Annotated in this window: 15 protein-coding genes; 13 read left to right on the forward strand and 2 right to left on the reverse strand. The window is 65.7% G+C overall.

Annotated features, from left to right (window positions below; genetic code table 11):
- Window positions 1–56 precede the first annotated feature (56 nt).
- The 6 genes from boxB to J2X09_RS11490 all read left to right on the forward strand — a co-directional run bounded on the left by boxB (window position 57) and on the right by J2X09_RS11490 (window position 7,152).
- A complete protein-coding gene (boxB, locus tag J2X09_RS11465) occupies window positions 57–1,484 on the forward strand; it encodes a benzoyl-CoA 2,3-epoxidase subunit BoxB (RefSeq protein WP_204733553.1) in 1,428 nt (475 codons plus the stop codon).
- A gap of 143 nt (window positions 1,485–1,627) precedes the next feature.
- Entirely contained in the window at window positions 1,628–2,929 is a 1,302-nt protein-coding gene (gene boxA / locus J2X09_RS11470) for a benzoyl-CoA 2,3-epoxidase subunit BoxA (RefSeq protein WP_204733554.1), read from the forward strand.
- A gap of 289 nt (window positions 2,930–3,218) precedes the next feature.
- Window positions 3,219–3,833, forward strand: a complete 615-nt coding sequence (locus tag J2X09_RS11475; RefSeq protein ID WP_204733555.1) for a DUF3305 domain-containing protein — start codon at window positions 3,219–3,221, stop codon at window positions 3,831–3,833.
- A gap of 2 nt (window positions 3,834–3,835) precedes the next feature.
- Window positions 3,836–4,489, forward strand: coding sequence for a DUF3306 domain-containing protein (locus J2X09_RS11480; RefSeq protein ID WP_204733556.1), 654 nt, complete (start codon window positions 3,836–3,838; stop codon window positions 4,487–4,489).
- Window positions 4,416–6,518, forward strand: coding sequence for a 4Fe-4S binding protein (locus J2X09_RS11485; protein WP_310308274.1), 2,103 nt, complete (start codon window positions 4,416–4,418; stop codon window positions 6,516–6,518). The genes J2X09_RS11480 and J2X09_RS11485 overlap by 74 nt, the downstream gene beginning before the upstream one ends.
- Window positions 6,519–6,531: 13 nt before the next feature.
- Entirely contained in the window at window positions 6,532–7,152 is a 621-nt protein-coding gene (locus tag J2X09_RS11490) for a TorD/DmsD family molecular chaperone (protein ID WP_204733557.1), read from the forward strand.
- Between the two features lie 31 nt (window positions 7,153–7,183).
- Here J2X09_RS11490 and J2X09_RS11495 read toward each other — a convergent pair whose 3' ends face one another.
- Complete coding sequence (locus tag J2X09_RS11495; RefSeq protein WP_204733558.1) at window positions 7,184–9,283, reverse strand: sensor histidine kinase; 2,100 nt, start codon at window positions 9,281–9,283, stop codon at window positions 7,184–7,186.
- A gap of 22 nt (window positions 9,284–9,305) precedes the next feature.
- Window positions 9,306–10,682, reverse strand: a complete 1,377-nt coding sequence (locus J2X09_RS11500) for a sigma-54-dependent transcriptional regulator (protein WP_204733559.1) — start codon at window positions 10,680–10,682, stop codon at window positions 9,306–9,308.
- Between the two features lie 489 nt (window positions 10,683–11,171).
- Between J2X09_RS11500 and J2X09_RS11505 the strand changes: the two genes are divergently transcribed.
- The 7 genes from J2X09_RS11505 to J2X09_RS11535 all read left to right on the forward strand — a co-directional run bounded on the left by J2X09_RS11505 (window position 11,172) and on the right by J2X09_RS11535 (window position 17,891).
- The gene (locus tag J2X09_RS11505; RefSeq protein ID WP_204733560.1) at window positions 11,172–11,402 is read left to right on the forward strand and encodes a formate dehydrogenase; all 231 of its coding nucleotides are present in this window, start codon (window positions 11,172–11,174) and stop codon (window positions 11,400–11,402) included.
- 19 nt (window positions 11,403–11,421) lie between these two features.
- The gene (locus tag J2X09_RS11510; RefSeq protein ID WP_204733561.1) at window positions 11,422–14,397 is read left to right on the forward strand and encodes a formate dehydrogenase subunit alpha; all 2,976 of its coding nucleotides are present in this window, start codon (window positions 11,422–11,424) and stop codon (window positions 14,395–14,397) included.
- A 15-nt stretch (window positions 14,398–14,412) separates the two neighbouring features.
- Window positions 14,413–15,015, forward strand: a complete 603-nt coding sequence (fdh3B, locus tag J2X09_RS11515; RefSeq protein ID WP_204733562.1) for a formate dehydrogenase FDH3 subunit beta — start codon at window positions 14,413–14,415, stop codon at window positions 15,013–15,015.
- On the forward strand, window positions 15,012–15,266 hold the full coding sequence (locus tag J2X09_RS11520) for a hypothetical protein (RefSeq protein ID WP_204733563.1): 255 nt from the start codon (window positions 15,012–15,014) through the stop codon (window positions 15,264–15,266). Before fdh3B ends, J2X09_RS11520 begins: the two co-directional genes overlap by 4 nt.
- Before the next feature lie 10 nt (window positions 15,267–15,276).
- The gene (locus J2X09_RS11525) at window positions 15,277–16,509 is read left to right on the forward strand and encodes a formate dehydrogenase subunit gamma (protein WP_204733564.1); all 1,233 of its coding nucleotides are present in this window, start codon (window positions 15,277–15,279) and stop codon (window positions 16,507–16,509) included.
- Window positions 16,510–16,552: 43 nt separating this feature from the next.
- A complete protein-coding gene (locus tag J2X09_RS11530; RefSeq protein WP_204733565.1) occupies window positions 16,553–16,939 on the forward strand; it encodes a hypothetical protein in 387 nt (128 codons plus the stop codon).
- Window positions 16,940–17,027: 88 nt separating this feature from the next.
- Window positions 17,028–17,891: a formate dehydrogenase accessory sulfurtransferase FdhD gene (locus J2X09_RS11535; RefSeq protein WP_204733566.1), complete on the forward strand. Its 864-nt coding sequence runs from the start codon at window positions 17,028–17,030 to the stop codon at window positions 17,889–17,891.
- Window positions 17,892–17,945: the final 54 nt, after the last annotated feature.

Here is a 17,945-nt window from a genome sequence, read left to right on the forward strand (position 1 = left end):
TGACCCCCTTTCCTCGATCCGTGTCTTCCCACCGATAACCGCCCAGGAGAACCGCCATGTCCACGATCAACTACAGCGAGAAGATCCCCAACAACGTCAACCTCAGCGAGGACCGCACGCTGCAGCGCGCACTCGAAGGCTGGCAGCCCAACTTCATCAACTGGTGGGACGACGTCGGCCCCGAAGGCTCGACCAACCACGAGGTGTACCTGCGCACCGCGGTCAGCGTGGACCCACAGGGCTGGGCACAGTTCGGCCACGTGAAGATGCGCGACTACCGCTGGGGCATCTTTCTGAACCCGGGCGATGCCGAACGCAAGATCCACTTTGGCGATCACCTCGGTGAGAAGGCCTGGCAGGACGTGCCTGGCGAGCACCGTGCCAACCTGCGCCGCATCATCGTCACGCAGGGCGACACCGAGCCCGCGTCCGTCGAGCAGCAGCGCCACCTGGGCCTGACCGCGCCGTCCATGTACGACCTGCGCAACCTGTTCCAGATCAACGTGGAAGAAGGCCGCCACCTGTGGGCCATGGTGTATCTGCTGCACAAGCACTTCGGCCGCGACGGCCGTGAAGAAGCCGAGGCGCTGCTGCAGCGCACCTCGGGTGACCAGGACAACCCCCGCATCCTGGGTGCGTTCAACGAGAAGACGCCCGACTGGCTGGCCTTCTTCATGTTCACCTACTTCACCGACCGCGACGGCAAGTTCCAGTTGTCCGCGCTCGCCGAGTCTGCGTTCGACCCGCTGGCCCGCACGACCAAGTTCATGCTGACCGAGGAAGCGCACCACATGTTCGTGGGCGAGAGCGGCGTGTCGCGTGTGCTCACGCGCACCGCGCAGGTGATGAACGAACTCAAGACGGATGACCCGCAGAAGGTGCGCGCCGCCGGCGCCATCGACCTGGGCACCATCCAGCGTTATCTGAACTTCCACTACAGCGTCACCATCGACCTGTTCGGTGCCGACCAGTCGAGCAATGCCGCCATCTTCTACAGCTCGGGCCTCAAGGGCCGCTACGAGGAAGGCAAGCGCACCGACGACCACATCCTCAAGGGACAGACCTACAAGGTGCTGGAAGTCCGCGACGGCCAGCTGGTCGAGAAGGAAGTGCCGATGCTCAACGCGCTCAACGAAGTGCTGCGCGACGACTTCATCACCGACTCCGTGGCCGGTGTGAACCGCTGGAACAAGGTGCTGGAGAAAGCCGGCATCCCGACCCGCCTGACAGTGCCGCACAAGGCCTTCAACCGCCAGATCGGCGCGCTCGCCGGCATCAAGATGTCGCCCGATGGCCGCGTGGTGAACGAGGCCGAATGGGCCGCGAAAAAGAGCGAGTGGCTGCCGACCCCGGAAGACTTCGCCTTTGTCGCCTCGCTCATGGGTCGCGTGGTCGACCCCGGCAAGTTCGCCGGCTGGATCGCCCCGCCTGTCATGGGCATCAACCGCCAGCCGGTCGACTTCGAATACGTCAGGTTCGGGTGACTGTTTGTTGACGCCTCCCGCGCCGCCTGCGGCGTCACCCCCCAGGGGGCGTCGCTGGCGGCCTGGCAAAGCCAGTTCCGCGGCGACCTTGGTCTTAGCCTTCCTCGCTCCTACACTGTCTCTCGATTCCACGGAGACTCGCCATGAACGCCATTGCTGAAGCCGCTGTCATCAAGCAGCACCTGATCGATCCGGAAATCTGCATCCGGTGCAACACCTGCGAAGCCATCTGCCCGGTGCAGGCGATCACGCACGATTCGGTGAACTACGTGGTCGATGCGTCCAAATGCAACCTTTGCATGGACTGTATCTCGCCGTGCCCCACCGGCTCGATCGACAACTGGCGCATGATGCCCCGCGTGCGGGCCTACACCACCGAAGAGCAGCTCAAGTGGGACGAACTGCCTGCCGAGTTGCCGCCCGAAGAACTCGAAGGCCTGGCAGAAGCCGGTGCCGACGTGTCCACCGCACCAGCGCCCGTCGCACCGCCGGCGGTGGTGAAGGAGCCGGGTGGTGAAGAGGCTTTCAACTCGGCCGCCTTTGGCGCCACGTTGCCGCCCTGGTCGGCCGCCCACGCCTACAGCAACCTCTACGGCCCCAAGGCCGCGCAGAAGACGGTGACCGCCACCGTGGTCGGCAATGTGCGGGTCACCGAAGTCGGCAAGACCGCTGGCAGCGACTACGACACCCACCACATCGTGCTCGACTTCGGCGCCATGCCTTTCCCGGTGCTGGAAGGCCAGAGCATCGGCGTGGTGCCGCCCGGTGTCGACGACATCGGCCGCAAGCACCACGCGCGCCAGTACTCCATCGCCAGCCCGCGCAACGGCGAGCGTCCGGGTTACAACAACCTGTCGCTGACCATCAAACGCGTGCTGCAGGACCACGACGGCGACCCTGTTCGCGGCGTGGCGAGCAACTACATGTGCGACCTCAAGGTGGGCGACAAGGTGGAAGTGATCGGGCCGTTCGGCACCAGCTTCCTCATGCCCAACCACCCGCGTTCGAGCATCGTGATGATTTGCACCGGCACCGGCAGCGCGCCCATGCGCGCCATGACCGAATGGCGCCGACGCCTGCGCGCCTCGGGCAAGTTCGAGGGCGGCAAGCTGATGCTGTTCTTCGGCGCGCGCACGCAGGAAGAGCTGCCGTACTTTGGCCCACTGCAGAGCCTGCCCAAGGACTTCATCGACATCAACTTCGCGTTCAGCCGCACGCCGGGCCAGCCCAAGCGCTACGTGCAGGATGTGATGCGCGAGCGCGCCGCCGACCTGGCCGCGATGCTGCAGGACGCGAACACGTATTTCTATGTGTGTGGCCTGAAGAGCATGGAGGAGGGCGTGGTGCTGGCGCTGCGCGATGTGGCGCAGGGTGCGGGCTTGAACTGGGACACCATTGGCGCCGCGTTGAAGCGCGAAGGCCGGTTGCATCTCGAGACGTACTGAGGCTGCGTTTCTCTCTGGCGTTGGCGGGGCGGCGGTCGGTGGCGACCGGGTGGCCCGCCTCCGCGGCTGTCCCCCGAACCGGCTGCGCCGGTTCTCCTCCTTTTATGCCGCTGCGGCGGGCCACCCGGTCACCATCGACCTTGTGGCTGGTGGCGCCTCGTCCAGGGAGCACGCGGAAATTTCAGGGTTTCCCCTTGCATGTCGCACCTTGGGGCGGGGAGAAGCCGCTGAAAGCGCGCTGCTCCTGGGGGTATGGCTTACAGTCGGTCTCCGTATGCAGATCGAACATATGTCGTCCCCCGCCCGCAGCCGACCCGCCATCGAAGTCGATGTGGTGATGCGGCGCGAGCCGGTGAGCGGGCCCATGAGCCGCTGGCAGGCCTGGCGCTGGGTGCTGGCCGATGTGATGGTGCGCACCGACCCGGAAGACACCGGTCCCGCGCCAGAGCACGAGGCACACGAACCGCATGCGGTGGAGCCGGTGGAGACTGCAGGCTCCGACGCGCAGGCCACGCACTGGCTGTTTCCACGTTTTCGCGTGGAGCTGTTCCGCGACGACGCCGAAGGCTATTTCCTCAACCTCAACAGCCCCAACCCCTGCTTCTGGGTGTTCTGGCGCGCCGATGAAGAGCGCCTGCTGGATGGCGAACCCATGGCCGTGCCACAGATCGTGACGCTGAGCTACCACGATGCGGGCCGCTGGCTCGACGCCCAGGAGCGGGTGGACCAGGTGGCCGCGCCGGAGGTGGTGGTGGACTGGCTGCGCGGCTTCGTGGACGCCACCTACCAGCCCGAGCCCAAGAAGCGCAAGCGCCCCGACAGCTTCAAGCCATTGACCGACCGCTTCGGTCAACCGGTGCGCATCTCCACAGACAAACGCCGGGGTGGCGCTCCCGGGCACTGATCATGGCCGCCGAAGACGACAGCAACTTCTTCTCGCGCTGGTCGCGCCGAAAGGTGCAGGTGCGCACCGGCGAGGCCGTGCCGCCAGAGCCGCCGGCCAGACCTGCAATGCCGGTGGCGGCTCCGGCCCCCGCACCCGCACCCGCTGCACCGTCGGGGCCGGCACCGCAACCTTCTGAGGCGGCGGAATCGCCGCCCGCCCTCACGCTGGAAGACGTTGCCCGCCTCACACCCGAGTCGGACTACTCCGGCTTCGTGGCCCGTGGCGTGCCCAGCGATGTGCGCAACGCTGCGATGAAGAAGTTGTTCACCGATCCGCACTACAACGTGATGGACGGACTGGACATCTACATCGACGACTACTCCAAGCCCAGCCCATTGCTGGCCGCCGAGGTGGCCAAGATGGTGGGCGCGCGTTTCCTCAAGCTGGTGGACGACCCCGACGAGGTCCGCCCGCCCGAGGTGAACGCGCCCCAGGCTGCTGCCTCCGACCCTTCTCCCGAACCGATCGGCGGACCGTCCCACCCGGACGCCACCGCCGACGCTTGCGAACCGCTCGCTTCCGCTTCCCCGGATTCCCACGATGACCACCCTGATCTGCAACTGCAACCAGACGATGCCGCTGAACCCCCGGGTTCTGGGCGACGCGCTGGATGAAGACCTGACCCTGCACACCACGCTGTGCCGCCGCGACGCGCCCGCCTTCCAGAAGGCCTGTCGCAGCAAGGACGAGCTGGTGGTGGCCTGCACGCAGGAGAGCCAGCTCTTCACCGAACTCTCGGAACAGACCGAGGGCGCGGTCGCGCTCGATGTGCGCCCGATCCATTTCGTGAACATCCGCGAAACCGGCGGCTGGGGCCGTGAAGGCGCCCGGGCCATGCCGAAGATGGCGGCGCTGCTGGCCGCAGCCCGTCTGCCCGACCCCGAGCCGGTGCCCACGGTCACTTACAAGAGCGAAGGGCGGTTGCTGATCATCGGTAAGCTCGACGAGAGCGAACGCATCGCCGCGATGGTGGGCGATGTGTTGCAGGTGAGCCTCATGGCCACGGGTGGCCGTGGCACGCAGGCGCGTCGCCACCCGGTGATCGCGGGCGCGCTGCACGAGGTACGCGGGTGGCTGGGCGCGTTCGACGTGAGCTGGCGCACGGACAATCCCATCGATCTGGACCTCTGCACGCGATGCAATGCCTGTGTTGCCGCCTGCCCCGAAGGTGCCATCGGACTGGACTATCAGATCGACATGGACCGTTGCAAGAGCCACCGCGCCTGCGTGACGGCCTGCGAATCGGTCGGTGCCATCAACTTCCAGCGTGAAGACCAGGCGCACACGGAACGCTTCGACATCGTTCTGGACCTGCGCGACACGCCGGCATTCACGCAGCACGCGCCTCCGCAGGGCTATTTCCACCTCGCTGGTGGCCTGAAGTCCGAGGCGGCCATGGCCACCGTCATCCAGTTGAGGGATCTGGTCGGTGAGTTCGAGAAACCGAAGTTCTTCACCTACAAGCAGAAGCTCTGCGCGCATGGCCGCAACGAAACCGTGGGTTGCAACGCCTGCGTCGAGGTGTGCTCGGCACTGGCGGTCAGCAGCGATCTCAAGCGCAACCAGATCATCGTCAACCCCAACCTGTGCGTGGGCTGCGGCGCCTGCACCACGGTCTGCCCGACGGGCGCGCTGTCGTACGCCTACCCGCGCGCGGGCGAGCAGGGCACGAAACTGCGCACCGTGCTGTCCACGTACGCCAAGGCCGGTGGCAAGGACGCGGCCCTGCTGCTGCACAGCGACAAGGCCGGTGCTGCACTCGTTGCCGACCTGGGCCGCGCCGCTTCGCTCGATGCCAAGGCCGTGCGCGGCGTGCCCGCGCGCGTGATCCCGCAACCGCTGTGGCACACCGCCTCTGTCGGGCTGGACGTGTGGCTGCCAGCGTTTGCTTACGGCGCGTCGCAGGTGTGGGTGTTGATGACCGGCGAGGAGGCGCCGCAGTACCGCGAAGCCGTGCGCGCGCAGATGGACGTTGCGCAGGCCATCGTGAACGGCCTGGGATACAGCGGCCGGCATTTCCGTCTGATCGAGGCGACGGATGTGACGGCGCTGGATGCCGCGCTGGACGACGCACCGGCGCAGGCCGTAAAACGCCGCGCCACGTTCGCCATCCAGGCCGAGAAGCGTGCCACCGTCGAACTCGCGCTCGATCACCTGCTGCAGGACAGCGCGGCACAACGCGCGCCCGCAGAGGCCATCGCCTTGCCCGGCGCGTCGCTGCTGGGCACGATCAACGTCAACAAGGACACCTGCACCCTGTGTCTGAGCTGCGTGAGCGCCTGCCCGGCCAGCGCACTGCAGGACAACACGGAGCGGCCGCAGCTGCGCTTCATCGAGAAGAACTGCGTGCAGTGCGGCCTGTGCGCCAGCACCTGCCCGGAAGACGCCATCACCTTGCAGCCGCGCCTGTTGCTGGGCGAGCAGCGCAAGCAGCTGCGCGTCCTCAACGAGGCACAGCCCTACCATTGCATCCGCTGCGCCAAGCCGTTCGGCACGCTCAAAGGCATCGAGGTCATGCTGGCCAAGCTCTCGGGCCACGCGATGTTCCAGGGCGAGGCGCTGGAGCGCCTGAAAATGTGCGGCGACTGCCGTGTGGTGGACCTGTACTCCAATCCGGGCGAGGCCCGCATCACCGATCACTGATCCGCGAGCTCACATGAACAACGACCTTCCTGTCTCGACTTCCACGCTGGACGAAGAAACGGCCCGCGCCGAGGTGTATGGGCTGCTGGCCGCGCTGTATTACGCACCGCCCTCGACCGAATTGATGTCGCAGCTGCGCGTGGCCGTGACCGAAGCGCCGGCCGCGGGTGGATTCCTCGAGGAGCCCTGGCGCGAGGTGGTGGCTGCCACCCGGTCGATGGGGGACGATGAAGTGGCTGCGGAGTTCGAATCGCTGTTCGGCGGGGTGGGAAAACCGGAAGTGTTCCTGTTCGGTTCGCATTACCTGAGCGGTTTCCTGAACGAGAAGCCACTGGCGGCGCTGCGCGGCGATCTGGCGTTGCTGGGGCTGTCGCGCGACGAGGCCATGCCCGAGACCGAAGACCACATTGCCTATCTCTGCGAAGTGATGCGCTATCTGATCGCCGGTGACGATGTGGAGGTGGCCAATCTCACGCAACAGCAGAAGTTCTTCACAGCCCATCTGCAGCCCTGGGTGTTGCAGATGTGCGATGCGGTGGAACGCCATCCCAAGGCGCGGTTCTACGCGGCGCTGGCTGGGTTCACGCGGGCCTTCTTCAATGTCGAGACGCAAGGTTTCGACATGCTGGTCTGAGTTTTCGCGCTGAGGGGTTGGGGAGATCGGGTCAGAGCCCCCCGGGCCGCCCATCCCGGGTGGGCGCGGCATCCGGCGCATGCGGCTCGGTCAACAGCGCCACGCAGAACGACGCCCCTGACGCCAGGTTCTCGGCCGTGATGTGCCCGCCATAGCGCTCCACCAGGCCCTGGCTGATCCACAGACCCAGGCCGTTGCCGTCGTTCTTCGTCGTGAAGAACGGACGGAACAGCCGCTCCAGCACCTCGGGTGACAGGCCCGCGCCGCTGTCCTGTACCCACAGCTGCACGCCACTTCGCCCCGCCCTGTCCATCCAGTCGCGCGTCATCAGCCGCAACACACCGCCCTTGGGCATCGCCTGTATCGCGTTGATCATCAGGTTGATGATCACCTGCTGCAGCTCCTGTCGGTTCAATCCTGCGCGCCGCGTCGCCTGGAAGTCGCGTTCCACGCCAATGTTCGTCTGCGCCAGCAGATGACCCACCAGCACCAGGCAGTCCTCCATTGTGCGATTGATGTCCAGCGTTTCCACATAACCCGCGTATTCCGTGGGCCTCGCGTATTGCAGCAACTGCGTGACGATGATGCGCATGCGCTCCACCTGCTCGTCCAGCAGCTTCAGCTCCGACTTCACCGGTTGGCTGGCCTCGCCCAGCGTCTCCCGCATCAGGTCCAGGTTGCCCTGCATCACCGCGATCGGGTTGTTGATCTCGTGCGCGATGCTGGCCGTGAGCTGGCCGATCGCTGCGAGCTTTTCACTCTTCACCAGCTGCTGCTGCGCCAGCTGCAGCGAGGCGTTGCTGGCCTCCAGCTCCGCCGTGCGCTCGGCCACCTTGTGGTCCAGCTCTTCGCCCCAGCGTTGCAGGGCCGCAGTCTTGTCGTCGATCACGTCGAGCAACTGATCCAGGTGTCCGGCCAGCGCGCCCAGTTCGTCGCGCGCCGAGATCTCGCCCACGCGTGCATGCGGCTGGCCTTCCTCCACCAGCTGCATGGTTCGGTTCATCTGCTGTACCGGCTGGAAGATGCTGCGAGCCCAGCGCAACGAGAACCAGGCCGAAAGCGCCATCACGCCCAGGAAGATCAGGCCCATCACGCCCAGCATTGCATAGCGCACGAGTCGGAAGGGTGCTTCCAGGTAGCCCACGTAAAGCATGCCGATGCGGCGGTCGTGCGCATCGAGCAGGGGTTCGTAGGCGGAGACGTACCAGTCGTTCACCACGAAGGCGCGGTCCAGCCAGGTCTGCCCGCGTTCCAGCACGGCATCGCGCACCGTCTGCGACACGCGTGTGCCGATGGCGCGCTGGTCCTGGAACAGGCGCACGTTGGTGGTGATGCGCACGTCATCCATGAACAGCGTGGCCGTGCCCTGGCTGCCGAAGGGCAGCGACCCTTCGGGGTAGACGATGCGGTTGATGTGGTCGATGAAGTCCAGGTTCTGGTTCAGCAGCAGACCACCAGCCAGCACCGCGATCGTCTGTCCAGCGGCGTCGCGCACCGGGTGGGTCGAGAGCATGACCAGCGCGCGGTGCTCGGCTTCTCGCGTGTCGGGCGCCGCGTTGCGCGTGGCCACCAGAGGGATGCGAAGGCGCGCGGCGAGGTGTGGCGCGAGTGCCTCGAGTCCCTCCGGGTCGAGAACCAGCAGCCTGGCGTTGGCGTTCGTGCGGCTGATCTTCAGCGAACCGCCGAGTGCGGGCGGCATTTGCGGAATCGGGGCGGTGGCATCTTCCCGGCTGAGACCGTTGGGCACGGCGCGCGCAAGGGCCTCGCCCTGAGGGTCATAGAGCACGAGGAAGTCCAGGCCGAGCCGCTCGCGGCCCAATGCGAGCTGCTGGTTGAGTGCCTGCCGCCTGTCGGGTGTGGCGGCGTGCAGCGCGGTGTAGAGCGACTGCGATGCGGCCACGCCCAGCGTGCCCGACCCCACCTCGCTGAGCACCTGTTCGAAGTAGCCATGGGCCACCGCGAGGTCGCTGCGCACCTTGGTGATCAGCAGACGGTCGTAGGCCACGTTACCCCACAGCGCCAGCGCCAGCACCAGCATCGGAAATGCGAGCAGCAGCGGCAGCAGCGCCATGGCCAGCAGCTTGTTGCGGACCGAGCCGGCCAGCCAGCGTGGCGCACGCCAGAGTGTCATGCGATTGAGGCAGCGCGCCGGGTCATGCCATGCTCCACTCCGCCACACGGCGTTCCAGGGTGCGGCGGGAGACGCCCAGCAGCTGTGCGGCACGGGTCTTGTCACCCTGTACCGACTCGAGCACCGAGAGGATGTGCATCTTCTCCAGCGTGTGCAGGTCGGTGGGCGCCGCGTTGGTGTCGGGGCGGCGGGTCTGGCCTGGGTACAGCGCCGACACGTTGAGGTTGCCCAGGATCAGCGAGCGCTCGATCAGGTTGCGCAGTTCCCGCACATTGCCTGGCCAGTCGTACTCGCGCAGGAAGTCCATCTCCTGTTCGCTGATGGACAGGGGCTCCACACCGAGCGAGGGAGCGAGTTGCGCCATGAAGTGCGCCACCAGCTCCGCGATGTCGTCCTTGTGCTCGCGCAGGGGAGGCAAGGCCAGGTCCACCACCTGCAGGCGGAAGAACAGGTCCTTGCGGAAGCGGCCGGCTGCCACCTCATCGCTGAGCTGCCGGTTGGTGGCCGCGACGATGCGCAGGTTCAGTGGCACAAGCTGTTCGCTGCCCACGGGACGGATGTTGAGGTCTTCGATCGCGCGCAGCAGCGTGGCCTGGATGGGCAAGGGCAGCTCGGCGATCTCGTCGAGAAACAGTGTGCCGCCCTGGGCGTAATGGAACAGGCCGTCGCGCGCACGGGTGGCCCCGGTGAACGCCCCCTTGGCATGGCCGAACAGCTCGCTCTCGATCAGCTCGGGGGATACCGCCGCGCAGTTGACAGGAACGAAGGGGCCACCTGCCCGGCTGCTGAGGGCATGGAGTTCGCGCGCCACCAGTTCCTTGCCCGTGCCGGATTCGCCCTGCAGCAGCACGGTGCTGTTGACCGGTGCCACGCGCTCGATCGACTTGCGCAGCTGCTGCATGGCGACAGAGCCGCCAACCAGCGCGGCCCGCCCCGGCGCACTGGTGACGGCGCGGCGCAACACGAAGTTCTCGCGCCGCAGCCGCGAGCGCTCGTAGCACTGCTTCACGGCATTGAGGATCTGTGGCACCCGGAACGGTTTGAGGATGAAGTCCGACGCACCGGCGCGCAGGGCTTCGATGGCGGTGTCGAGGTCGGCGAATGCGGTGATCAGGATCACCTCGCCTGTGAAGCCCTGTTCCCGCAGTTCCTTCAGCCAGGCCACACCGCTCTTGCCGGGCAGCGAGATGTCGAGGATGACCAGATCGACGTGGTGGCCGCGCAGCCACTGCGCGCCGTCTTCCGCGCTGGACGCGCTCATCACGAAATGGCAGCGGGGCGCCAGTGTCTTGACGAGGAAGTTGAGCATGCCCTGCTCGTCGTCGACGATCAGGATCGACCAGTCGGGCCAGCCTTCCAGCGTGCGTTCGGGCGAGGGGGGAAGAAATGAGGTTTCCACCCGGCGGGATTCTACGGACGTAGCCTACGAAATCACTGGGGTATTGGCGCTTTTCAGACGCATTGCGCGTGGCTGTCGCGCCGTGGTGGCGCGAAGCGCGTGCGACAACTTGTCGCGATGGCCGATGACAGACTGACGGCAGCAGCGTGCACTAATGGATTGGTGGACATGGGTTATCACCTAGTCGCGCGCCGCATCGATCCATTGCCATCGCAAGCGCGGCCTGCGCTTCCGAGGGAAAGGGCGAACTGCCGCTACGGCCCCTCGTGCATCCGGCGGGCACCGCCTGCACGTGGCACGGTTCTGGCTATGAAATCGGAAGCGCAGGAGCATGCTGCGGTGCGGCATTCTCAGATGAGAAAAGGTCGCATTTGCCTGTGAGGGAAGGACCTATGTGCGGCTTGCATACGTGGTAACGGAAGGTTAGATTCGACGTATGCAAAAGGCCCGCATGTTGTGAAGCGGGGCCGGACCAACCAGGAGACATGCATGAACAAGTCCCCACGAAACCAACCCGATGAAGGCCGCACAGGCCTCAACCGCCGCACCCTGTTCGCGGGAGCATCCACGGTCGGTGCCCTGGCTGCCGCGGCCACTCTCATTCCCCGCGTGGCGCCGGAAGAGGTGGCCGCCGTCGAGTCCAAGGTCGCGCCGACCAAAGGGGGTGGTTACTCGCTGAGCGATCACGTCAAGCAGTACTACCAGACCACCCGCCTCTGAGCGAACCGGAGCTCTCCCCATGTTGCTGACCAAAAAATCCTCTTCGGGTGCGCACGCGCCGCGCGCTTCTTCCGCATCTTCCGGCTTCGTGCGCAACCTGCAGCGCGGCCTCTCCACGGCCCTGCCCACCATGGACCGCCGCGCTTTCCTGCGCCGCTCGGGTCTGGGCGTGGGCGTCGGTCTGGCCGCCAGCCAGCTCACGCTGGTGAAGAAATCGCACGCTGCCAGCGGCGGCAAATCCATCGACGGCACCGGCAAGATCGAAGTCAAGCGCACCATCTGTACCCACTGTTCGGTGGGCTGCGCGTCCGACGCGATCGTCGAGAACGGCGTCTGGGTGCGCCAGGAGCCGGTATTCGACTCGCCCATCAACCTTGGTGCACATTGTGCGAAGGGCGCCTCGCTCCGCGAACACGGTCATGGCGAATACCGCCTGCGGTACCCGATGAAGCTGGTCAACGGCAAGTACCAGCGCATTTCCTGGGACACCGCGCTCAACGAGATCACGGCGAAGATGAAGGAGCTGCGCGAGGCCAGTGGCCCCGACTCGGTGTACTTCGTGGGGTCGTCCAAGCACAGCAACGAGCAGGCCTATCTGCTGCGCAAGTTCGTGAGCTTCTGGGGCTCCAACAACTGCGACCACCAGGCGCGCATCTGCCACTCCACCACGGTGGCCGGCGTCGCGAACACCTGGGGCTACGGCGCCATGACCAACTCGTACAACGACATGCAGAACAGCAAGTGCGCGTTGTACATCGGCTCCAACGCCGCCGAGGCCCACCCGGTCTCGATGCTGCACATGCTGCACGCCAAGGAAACCGGCTGCAAGATGATCGTGGTGGACCCCCGCTTCACGCGCACAGCCGCCAAGGCCGACGAGTACGTGCGCATCCGCTCCGGTACCGACATTCCCTTCCTCTTCGGCCTGCTGTACCACGTCTTCAAGAACGGCTGGGAAGACAAGCAGTACATCAACGACCGCGTGTTCGGCATGGAGGCCGTCAAGGCCGACGTGATGGCCAAGTGGACGCCTGCCGCCGTGGAGGAAGCCTGCGGTGTGAAGGAAGAGCAGATGTTCAAGGTGGCCAAGATGCTGGCGGAAGCCAAGCCGGCCACCATCGTCTGGTGCATGGGCCAGACGCAGCACACCATCGGCAACGCCATGGTGCGCGCCTCGTGCATCCTGCAGCTCGCGCTGGGCAACGTCGGCAAGAGCGGCGGTGGCACCAACATCTTCCGCGGCCACGACAACGTGCAGGGCGCGACCGACGTCGGCCCCAACCCGGACTCGCTGCCCGGCTACTACGGCCTGGCCGCCGGCTCCTGGAAGCACTTCGCCAACGTGTGGGGTGTGGACTACGAGTGGATCAAGAAACAGTACGCCGAAGGCACGATGGAGAAGCCCGGCATCACCGTCTCACGCTGGATCGACGGCGTGCTGGAGAACAACGAGCTGATCGACCAGGGTCCGAACCTGCGGGGCGTGTTCTTCTGGGGCCACGCGCCGAACTCGCAGACGCGCGGTCTTGAAATGAAGCGCGCGATGGACAAGCTCGACCTGCTGGTGGTGGTGGACCCGTACCCCTCGGCCACCGCGTCGATGGCGGCCATGCCGGGCAAGGCGGAAGACCTCAACCCCAACCGCGCGGTGTACCTGCTGCCGGCGGCCACGCAGTTCGAGACCAGCGGTTCCTGCACCGCGTCCAACCGCTCCATCCAGTGGCGCGAGAAGGTCATCGAGCCGCTGTGGGAAAGCCGCACCGACCACATGATCATGCACCAGTTCGCTGAAAAACTCGGCTTCGCCACCGAGCTCAGCAAGAACTACAAGATGCAGAAAGTCAAGGGCATGGACGAGCCGGTGCCGGAAGACATCCTGCGCGAGATCAACAAGTCGGTCTGGACCATCGGCTACACCGGCCAGAGCCCCGAGCGCCTGAAGGCCCACATGCGCAACATGAACGCCTTCGACGTGAAGACGCTCAAGGCCAAGGGCAAGGTGGTCGACAAGGAAACCGGCTACGACATGACCGGCGACTACTTCGGCCTGCCCTGGCCCTGCTACGGCACGCCCGAGATCAAGCACCCCGGTTCGCCCAACCTGTACGACAACTCCAAGCACGTCATGGACGGTGGCGGCTGCTTCCGCGCCAACTTCGGCGTGGAGCGCGACGGCAAGACCCTGCTGGCCGAGGACGGTTCGCATTCGCTGGGCTCGGAGATCACCACCGGCTACCCCGAGTTCGACCACGTGCTGCTCAAGAAGCTGGGTTGGTGGGCCGACCTCAGCGAGGCCGAGCAGAAGGCCGCCGAAGGCAAGAACTGGAAGACCGACCCGACGGGTGCGATCATCCGCGTCGCGATGAAGCACGGCTGCCACCCGTTCGGCAATGCCAAGGCGCGTGCGGTGGTCTGGAACTTCCCCGATGCCGTGCCGCAGCATCGGGAGCCGATCTATGGCACGCGCCCGGACATGATCGCCAAGTACCCCAGCCACGACGACCAGAAGACCCGCTGGCGCCTGCCGATCCTCTACAAGTCGCTGCAGGCGAAGAACGTCGAGGACAAGATGCACGAGAAATTCCCGCTCATCATGACCTCGGGCCGACTGGTCGAGTACGAGGGCGGTGGCGAGGAAACGCGCTCCAACCCCTGGCTGGCCGAACTGCAGCAGGAAATGTTCATCGAGATCAACCCGCAGGCCGCAGCCGCGCGTGGCATCCGCAACGGCGAACGCGTCTGGGTGAACACGCCGACGGGTGCACGCCTGAATGTGCAGGCGCTGGTGACCGAGCGCGTCGGGCCCGACACGGTGTGGCTGCCGTTCCACTTCTCGGGCCGCTGGCAGGGTGCGGACATGAAGGCCTACTACCCTGATGGCGCATTCCCCATCGTGCGCGGCGAGGCCGTCAACACGGGTACGACCTATGGTTATGACATCGTGACGATGATGCAGGAAACCAAGACCACGATCTGCAACGTCGAAAAAGCATAAGACCAGGAGCACAACATGGCACGAATGAAATTCATCTGTGACGCCGAACGCTGCATCGAATGCAATGGCTGCGTCACGGCCTGCAAGAACGAACACGAAGTCCCCTGGGGCGTGAACCGCCGCCGCGTGGTCACGCTCAACGACGGTGTGCCGGGCGAGAAGTCCATCTCCGTGGCCTGCATGCACTGCAGCGATGCCCCCTGCATGGCGGTCTGCCCAGTCAACTGCTTCTACCGCACCGACGAAGGTGTGGTGTTGCACGACAAGGATGTCTGCATCGGCTGTGGCTACTGCTCGTATGCCTGCCCGTTCGGTGCGCCGCAGTTCCCCTCGCAAGGCACCTTCGGCGTGCGCGGCAAGATGGACAAATGCACCTTCTGCGCTGGTGGTCCGGAAGCCCATGGCAGCCAGAGCGAGTTCGAGAAGTACGGTCGCAACCGACTGGCCGAAGGCAAACTGCCGGCCTGCGCCGAGATGTGCTCGACCAAAGCCCTGCTCGCCGGTGATGGCGACGTGGTGGCCGATATCTTCCGCAATCGCGTGCTGCAGCGGGGCAAGGGCGCTGAAGTCTGGGGTTGGGGCACCGCCTATGGCTCCGCACAAGGGACCAAGTCATGATGCGCCGCTTCACACTCGTCATCCCACTCTCCGCTGCGCTGCTGGCCCTCGCGGCTTGCGGCGAGAAGCCGCAGGAAATGAACGCCGCCGGCGTCAAGCAGGACAGCGCGCCGTACCACGGCGTGGGCGCGAGCCAGTATGCGAACACCGGCTGGAAGGCCGGCGACCGCACCAGTTGGGAGCAGCAACTCAAGACGCGTGCGCAGTACGGCCAGAACGACTACACCCGCATGGGCGGCACCCAACCCTGAGGCACACACCATGACCAGGCTATTGACTGCAGGCGCCCGTCGCCTGTCGCTGCCGTCTCTTCTGGTGGCCGCGGCGCTGGCGCTCGGTGCGGGCTGGGCCAGTGCCCAGACGCTCAAGGTCGATCCTCCGGAGGATCCGGCCCCTGCGTCGGGTGCGGCCGCACCGGCCACGGGCCAGATGGGTGGCATCCGTGGCGCCAACATCTTCGAGATCGCTCCCGATGCGAGCACCGACCCGAAGTACCCCGAGCAGACCAACGCCGAGCGCGGCAAGGTGCAGCCGGGCAACAACGCGCCGATGTGGCGCGATGTGGGCAAAGGTGTGACGGGCTATTCCAGCCTGCCGTACCTGGAAGCCGGCAACCTGATCCAGCCCTTTGCAAACTACCCGGGCTCGCGCCTGACCAATGCCGGTGAGGCCTGGCGTCAGGTGCGCAACAACTGGATCATTCCTTATGGCGGCTCGCTGATGCTCATCGTCGTGGTGGCCATTGCGCTGTTCTATTTCGCCAAAGGTGCCATTCCGGTGCATGGCCAGCCCACGGGACGTGTGATCGAACGGTTCACGTATTTCGAACGCGCGGCACACTGGGTCAATGCGATCGCCTTCGTCGCCCTGGCCATCTCCGGGATCATGATGGCCTTTGGCAAATTCTTCCTGCTCCCCATCATCGGCAGCACGCTGTTCGGCTGGCTGACCTACGCGCTCAAGAACGTGCACAACTTCGTGGGCCCGCTGTTTGCCGTGTCGCTGGTGGTGGTGATCTTCACCTTCATCAAGGACAACCTGCCGGCGAAGGAAGACATCACCTGGTTGCTCAAGGGTGGCGGTTTGCTGACAGGCAAGGAGGTGCCTTCGCACCGGTTCAATGCCGGCGAAAAGGTGGTGTTCTGGGCGGGGGTGTTCTTCTTCGGCCTGATCGTGGTGGGCTCCGGCCTGTTCCTCGACAAGATCCTGCCGTCGGTGGAGTACACGCGGGGCAACATGCAGGTCGCGCACATGATCCACGCCAGCGCGGCGGTGCTGATGATGGCGCTGTTCATGGGCCACATCTACCTGGGCACGATCGGCATGAAGGGCGCCTACAAGGCCATGAAGACCGGCTACGTGGACGAGACCTGGGCCAGGGAACACCACGAACTCTGGTACGACGACATCAAGGCCGGCAAGATCCCTGCGCAACGCAGTGCCAAGGTCGATGAGGCCGCGGCTGCAGAGGCGGTGCAGGCCGTCAAGGCCTGAGGCATCAGGAACACGACAAGACCGAGAGACAAGGAAAAGTCCCATGAAACGTACCCTGTTGTGCATGGCCGTGCTATTGGCCGCTTCCGCCCAGGCCAAGCTGCCCGCACCTCCACCCCCCACCGAAGAGGCCAAGGCGAAGGCGGCCGAGACCGCTGCGCGCACCGCCTGGGCAACCAAGGTGGAGGGCTACAAGCTGTGCGTGTCGATGGACAAGGCCGCCGCGAACTACTTCAAGACCGCTGCCGCTGCCGGCAAGTCCGTGGCACCGGCCACTGCCAGTGCGCCACCCTGCACCGACCCAGGCCCCTTCGCCTACACCCCGCCGAAGCCGGCGGAAGCTGCAGGCGCGCATTCCCCGCCCGACACCGCCAAGGCGCCACCCAGCAGCCAGGCGCCCGCCGGCGCCGCGACACCCGCCAAGAAGTGACCGGCGGGCGAGGGGAAGCCCCTTGCCGCCGCCCTCCCATGGGCCGCACCTCCGGGTGGCGGCCCTTTTCATGCGGTAGTCTTCGTCCATGGCCCTTCCCCAACTGACCGAAGCGCGCGCCCCGCTGACCCGAGAAATCGAGGTCATGAACGAACAAGGCGCGCGCGAGACCATCGCCATTCCCGCCGAGCGCGATCTCACTGTCTACGTCGACAAGCGCGAGCTGGTCACGTTGATGACGTTGGGCGCCCGCCCGGAGTGGCTGGTGCTGGGCTATCTCCTCAATCAGCGGCTGGTGGCGTCGGCCAGCGAGATCGAGTCCATCACGGTGGACTGGGACGTGAACGCCGCATCGGTCAAGACGCGCGCAGGCATTGACCGCATCGAGGAGCGCACCGCGAAGCGTGTGGTGACCACGGGTTGCGGCCAGGGCAGCGTGTTTGGCAACCTCATGGACGAGATCGACAACATCCGCCTCCCTGCCGAAGCCGGGCTGAAGCAGTCGCAGCTGTATTCCATCGTCAATACCATCCGGCTCAAGGAGAGCACCTACAAGTCGGCCGGATCGGTGCATGCCTGTGCCCTGTTTCATGGGGAGGCGCTGCAGCTGTTCGTGGAGGATGTCGGGCGTCACAACGCGGTGGACACCATTGCCGGGTGGATGGCCATGAACGACGCTTCCACCCCCAGGGGCGAAAAGATCTTCTACACAACCGGCCGCCTCACCAGCGAGATGGTCATCAAGTCGGCCCAGATGGGCGTGGCGGTCGTGATCTCGCGCAGTGGCATCACCCAGATGGGGCTGGACGTGGCCCGGCGGGTCGGCCTGTGCGCCATCGGCCGCGCCACCAACCAGCGTTTTCTCTGCTATGCCAACCCCCAGCGGATCGTGCTCGACGCGATGCCAGCTCCGTCACCCGTGGCCCGCGAGCGCGCAGCCAGTTCCACCTGACGCGGCGGTGCCCGTTCGTTCGGGCATAAACTCGGATCACCCTTTTCCGAGACA

The sequence above is a fragment of the Hydrogenophaga laconesensis genome (assembly GCF_031457235.1).
Classification (GTDB): domain Bacteria; phylum Pseudomonadota; class Gammaproteobacteria; order Burkholderiales; family Burkholderiaceae_C; genus Hydrogenophaga; species Hydrogenophaga laconesensis.

Bases quoted from the DNA above. Each gene is read 5' to 3' on its own strand.
- J2X09_RS11490 (WP_204733557.1), top strand. From the start codon at position 6,532: ATGAACAACGACCTTCCTGTCTCGACTTCCACGCTGGACGAAGAAACG.
- J2X09_RS11530 (WP_204733565.1), top strand. From the start codon at position 16,553: ATGAAACGTACCCTGTTGTGCATGGCCGTGCTATTGGCCGCTTCCGCC.
- J2X09_RS11480 (WP_204733556.1), top strand. From the start codon at position 3,836: ATGGCCGCCGAAGACGACAGCAACTTCTTCTCGCGCTGGTCGCGCCGA.
- boxA (WP_204733554.1), top strand. From the start codon at position 1,628: ATGAACGCCATTGCTGAAGCCGCTGTCATCAAGCAGCACCTGATCGAT.
- J2X09_RS11525 (WP_204733564.1), top strand. From the start codon at position 15,277: ATGACCAGGCTATTGACTGCAGGCGCCCGTCGCCTGTCGCTGCCGTCT.
- J2X09_RS11535 (WP_204733566.1), top strand. From the start codon at position 17,028: ATGGCCCTTCCCCAACTGACCGAAGCGCGCGCCCCGCTGACCCGAGAA.
- J2X09_RS11505 (WP_204733560.1), top strand. From the start codon at position 11,172: ATGAACAAGTCCCCACGAAACCAACCCGATGAAGGCCGCACAGGCCTC.
- J2X09_RS11520 (WP_204733563.1), top strand. From the start codon at position 15,012: ATGATGCGCCGCTTCACACTCGTCATCCCACTCTCCGCTGCGCTGCTG.
- fdh3B (WP_204733562.1), top strand. From the start codon at position 14,413: ATGGCACGAATGAAATTCATCTGTGACGCCGAACGCTGCATCGAATGC.
- boxB (WP_204733553.1), top strand. From the start codon at position 57: ATGTCCACGATCAACTACAGCGAGAAGATCCCCAACAACGTCAACCTC.
- J2X09_RS11485 (WP_310308274.1), top strand. From the start codon at position 4,416: ATGACCACCCTGATCTGCAACTGCAACCAGACGATGCCGCTGAACCCC.
- J2X09_RS11495 (WP_204733558.1), bottom strand. From the start codon at position 9,283: ATGACACTCTGGCGTGCGCCACGCTGGCTGGCCGGCTCGGTCCGCAAC.
- J2X09_RS11510 (WP_204733561.1), top strand. From the start codon at position 11,422: ATGTTGCTGACCAAAAAATCCTCTTCGGGTGCGCACGCGCCGCGCGCT.
- J2X09_RS11475 (WP_204733555.1), top strand. From the start codon at position 3,219: ATGTCGTCCCCCGCCCGCAGCCGACCCGCCATCGAAGTCGATGTGGTG.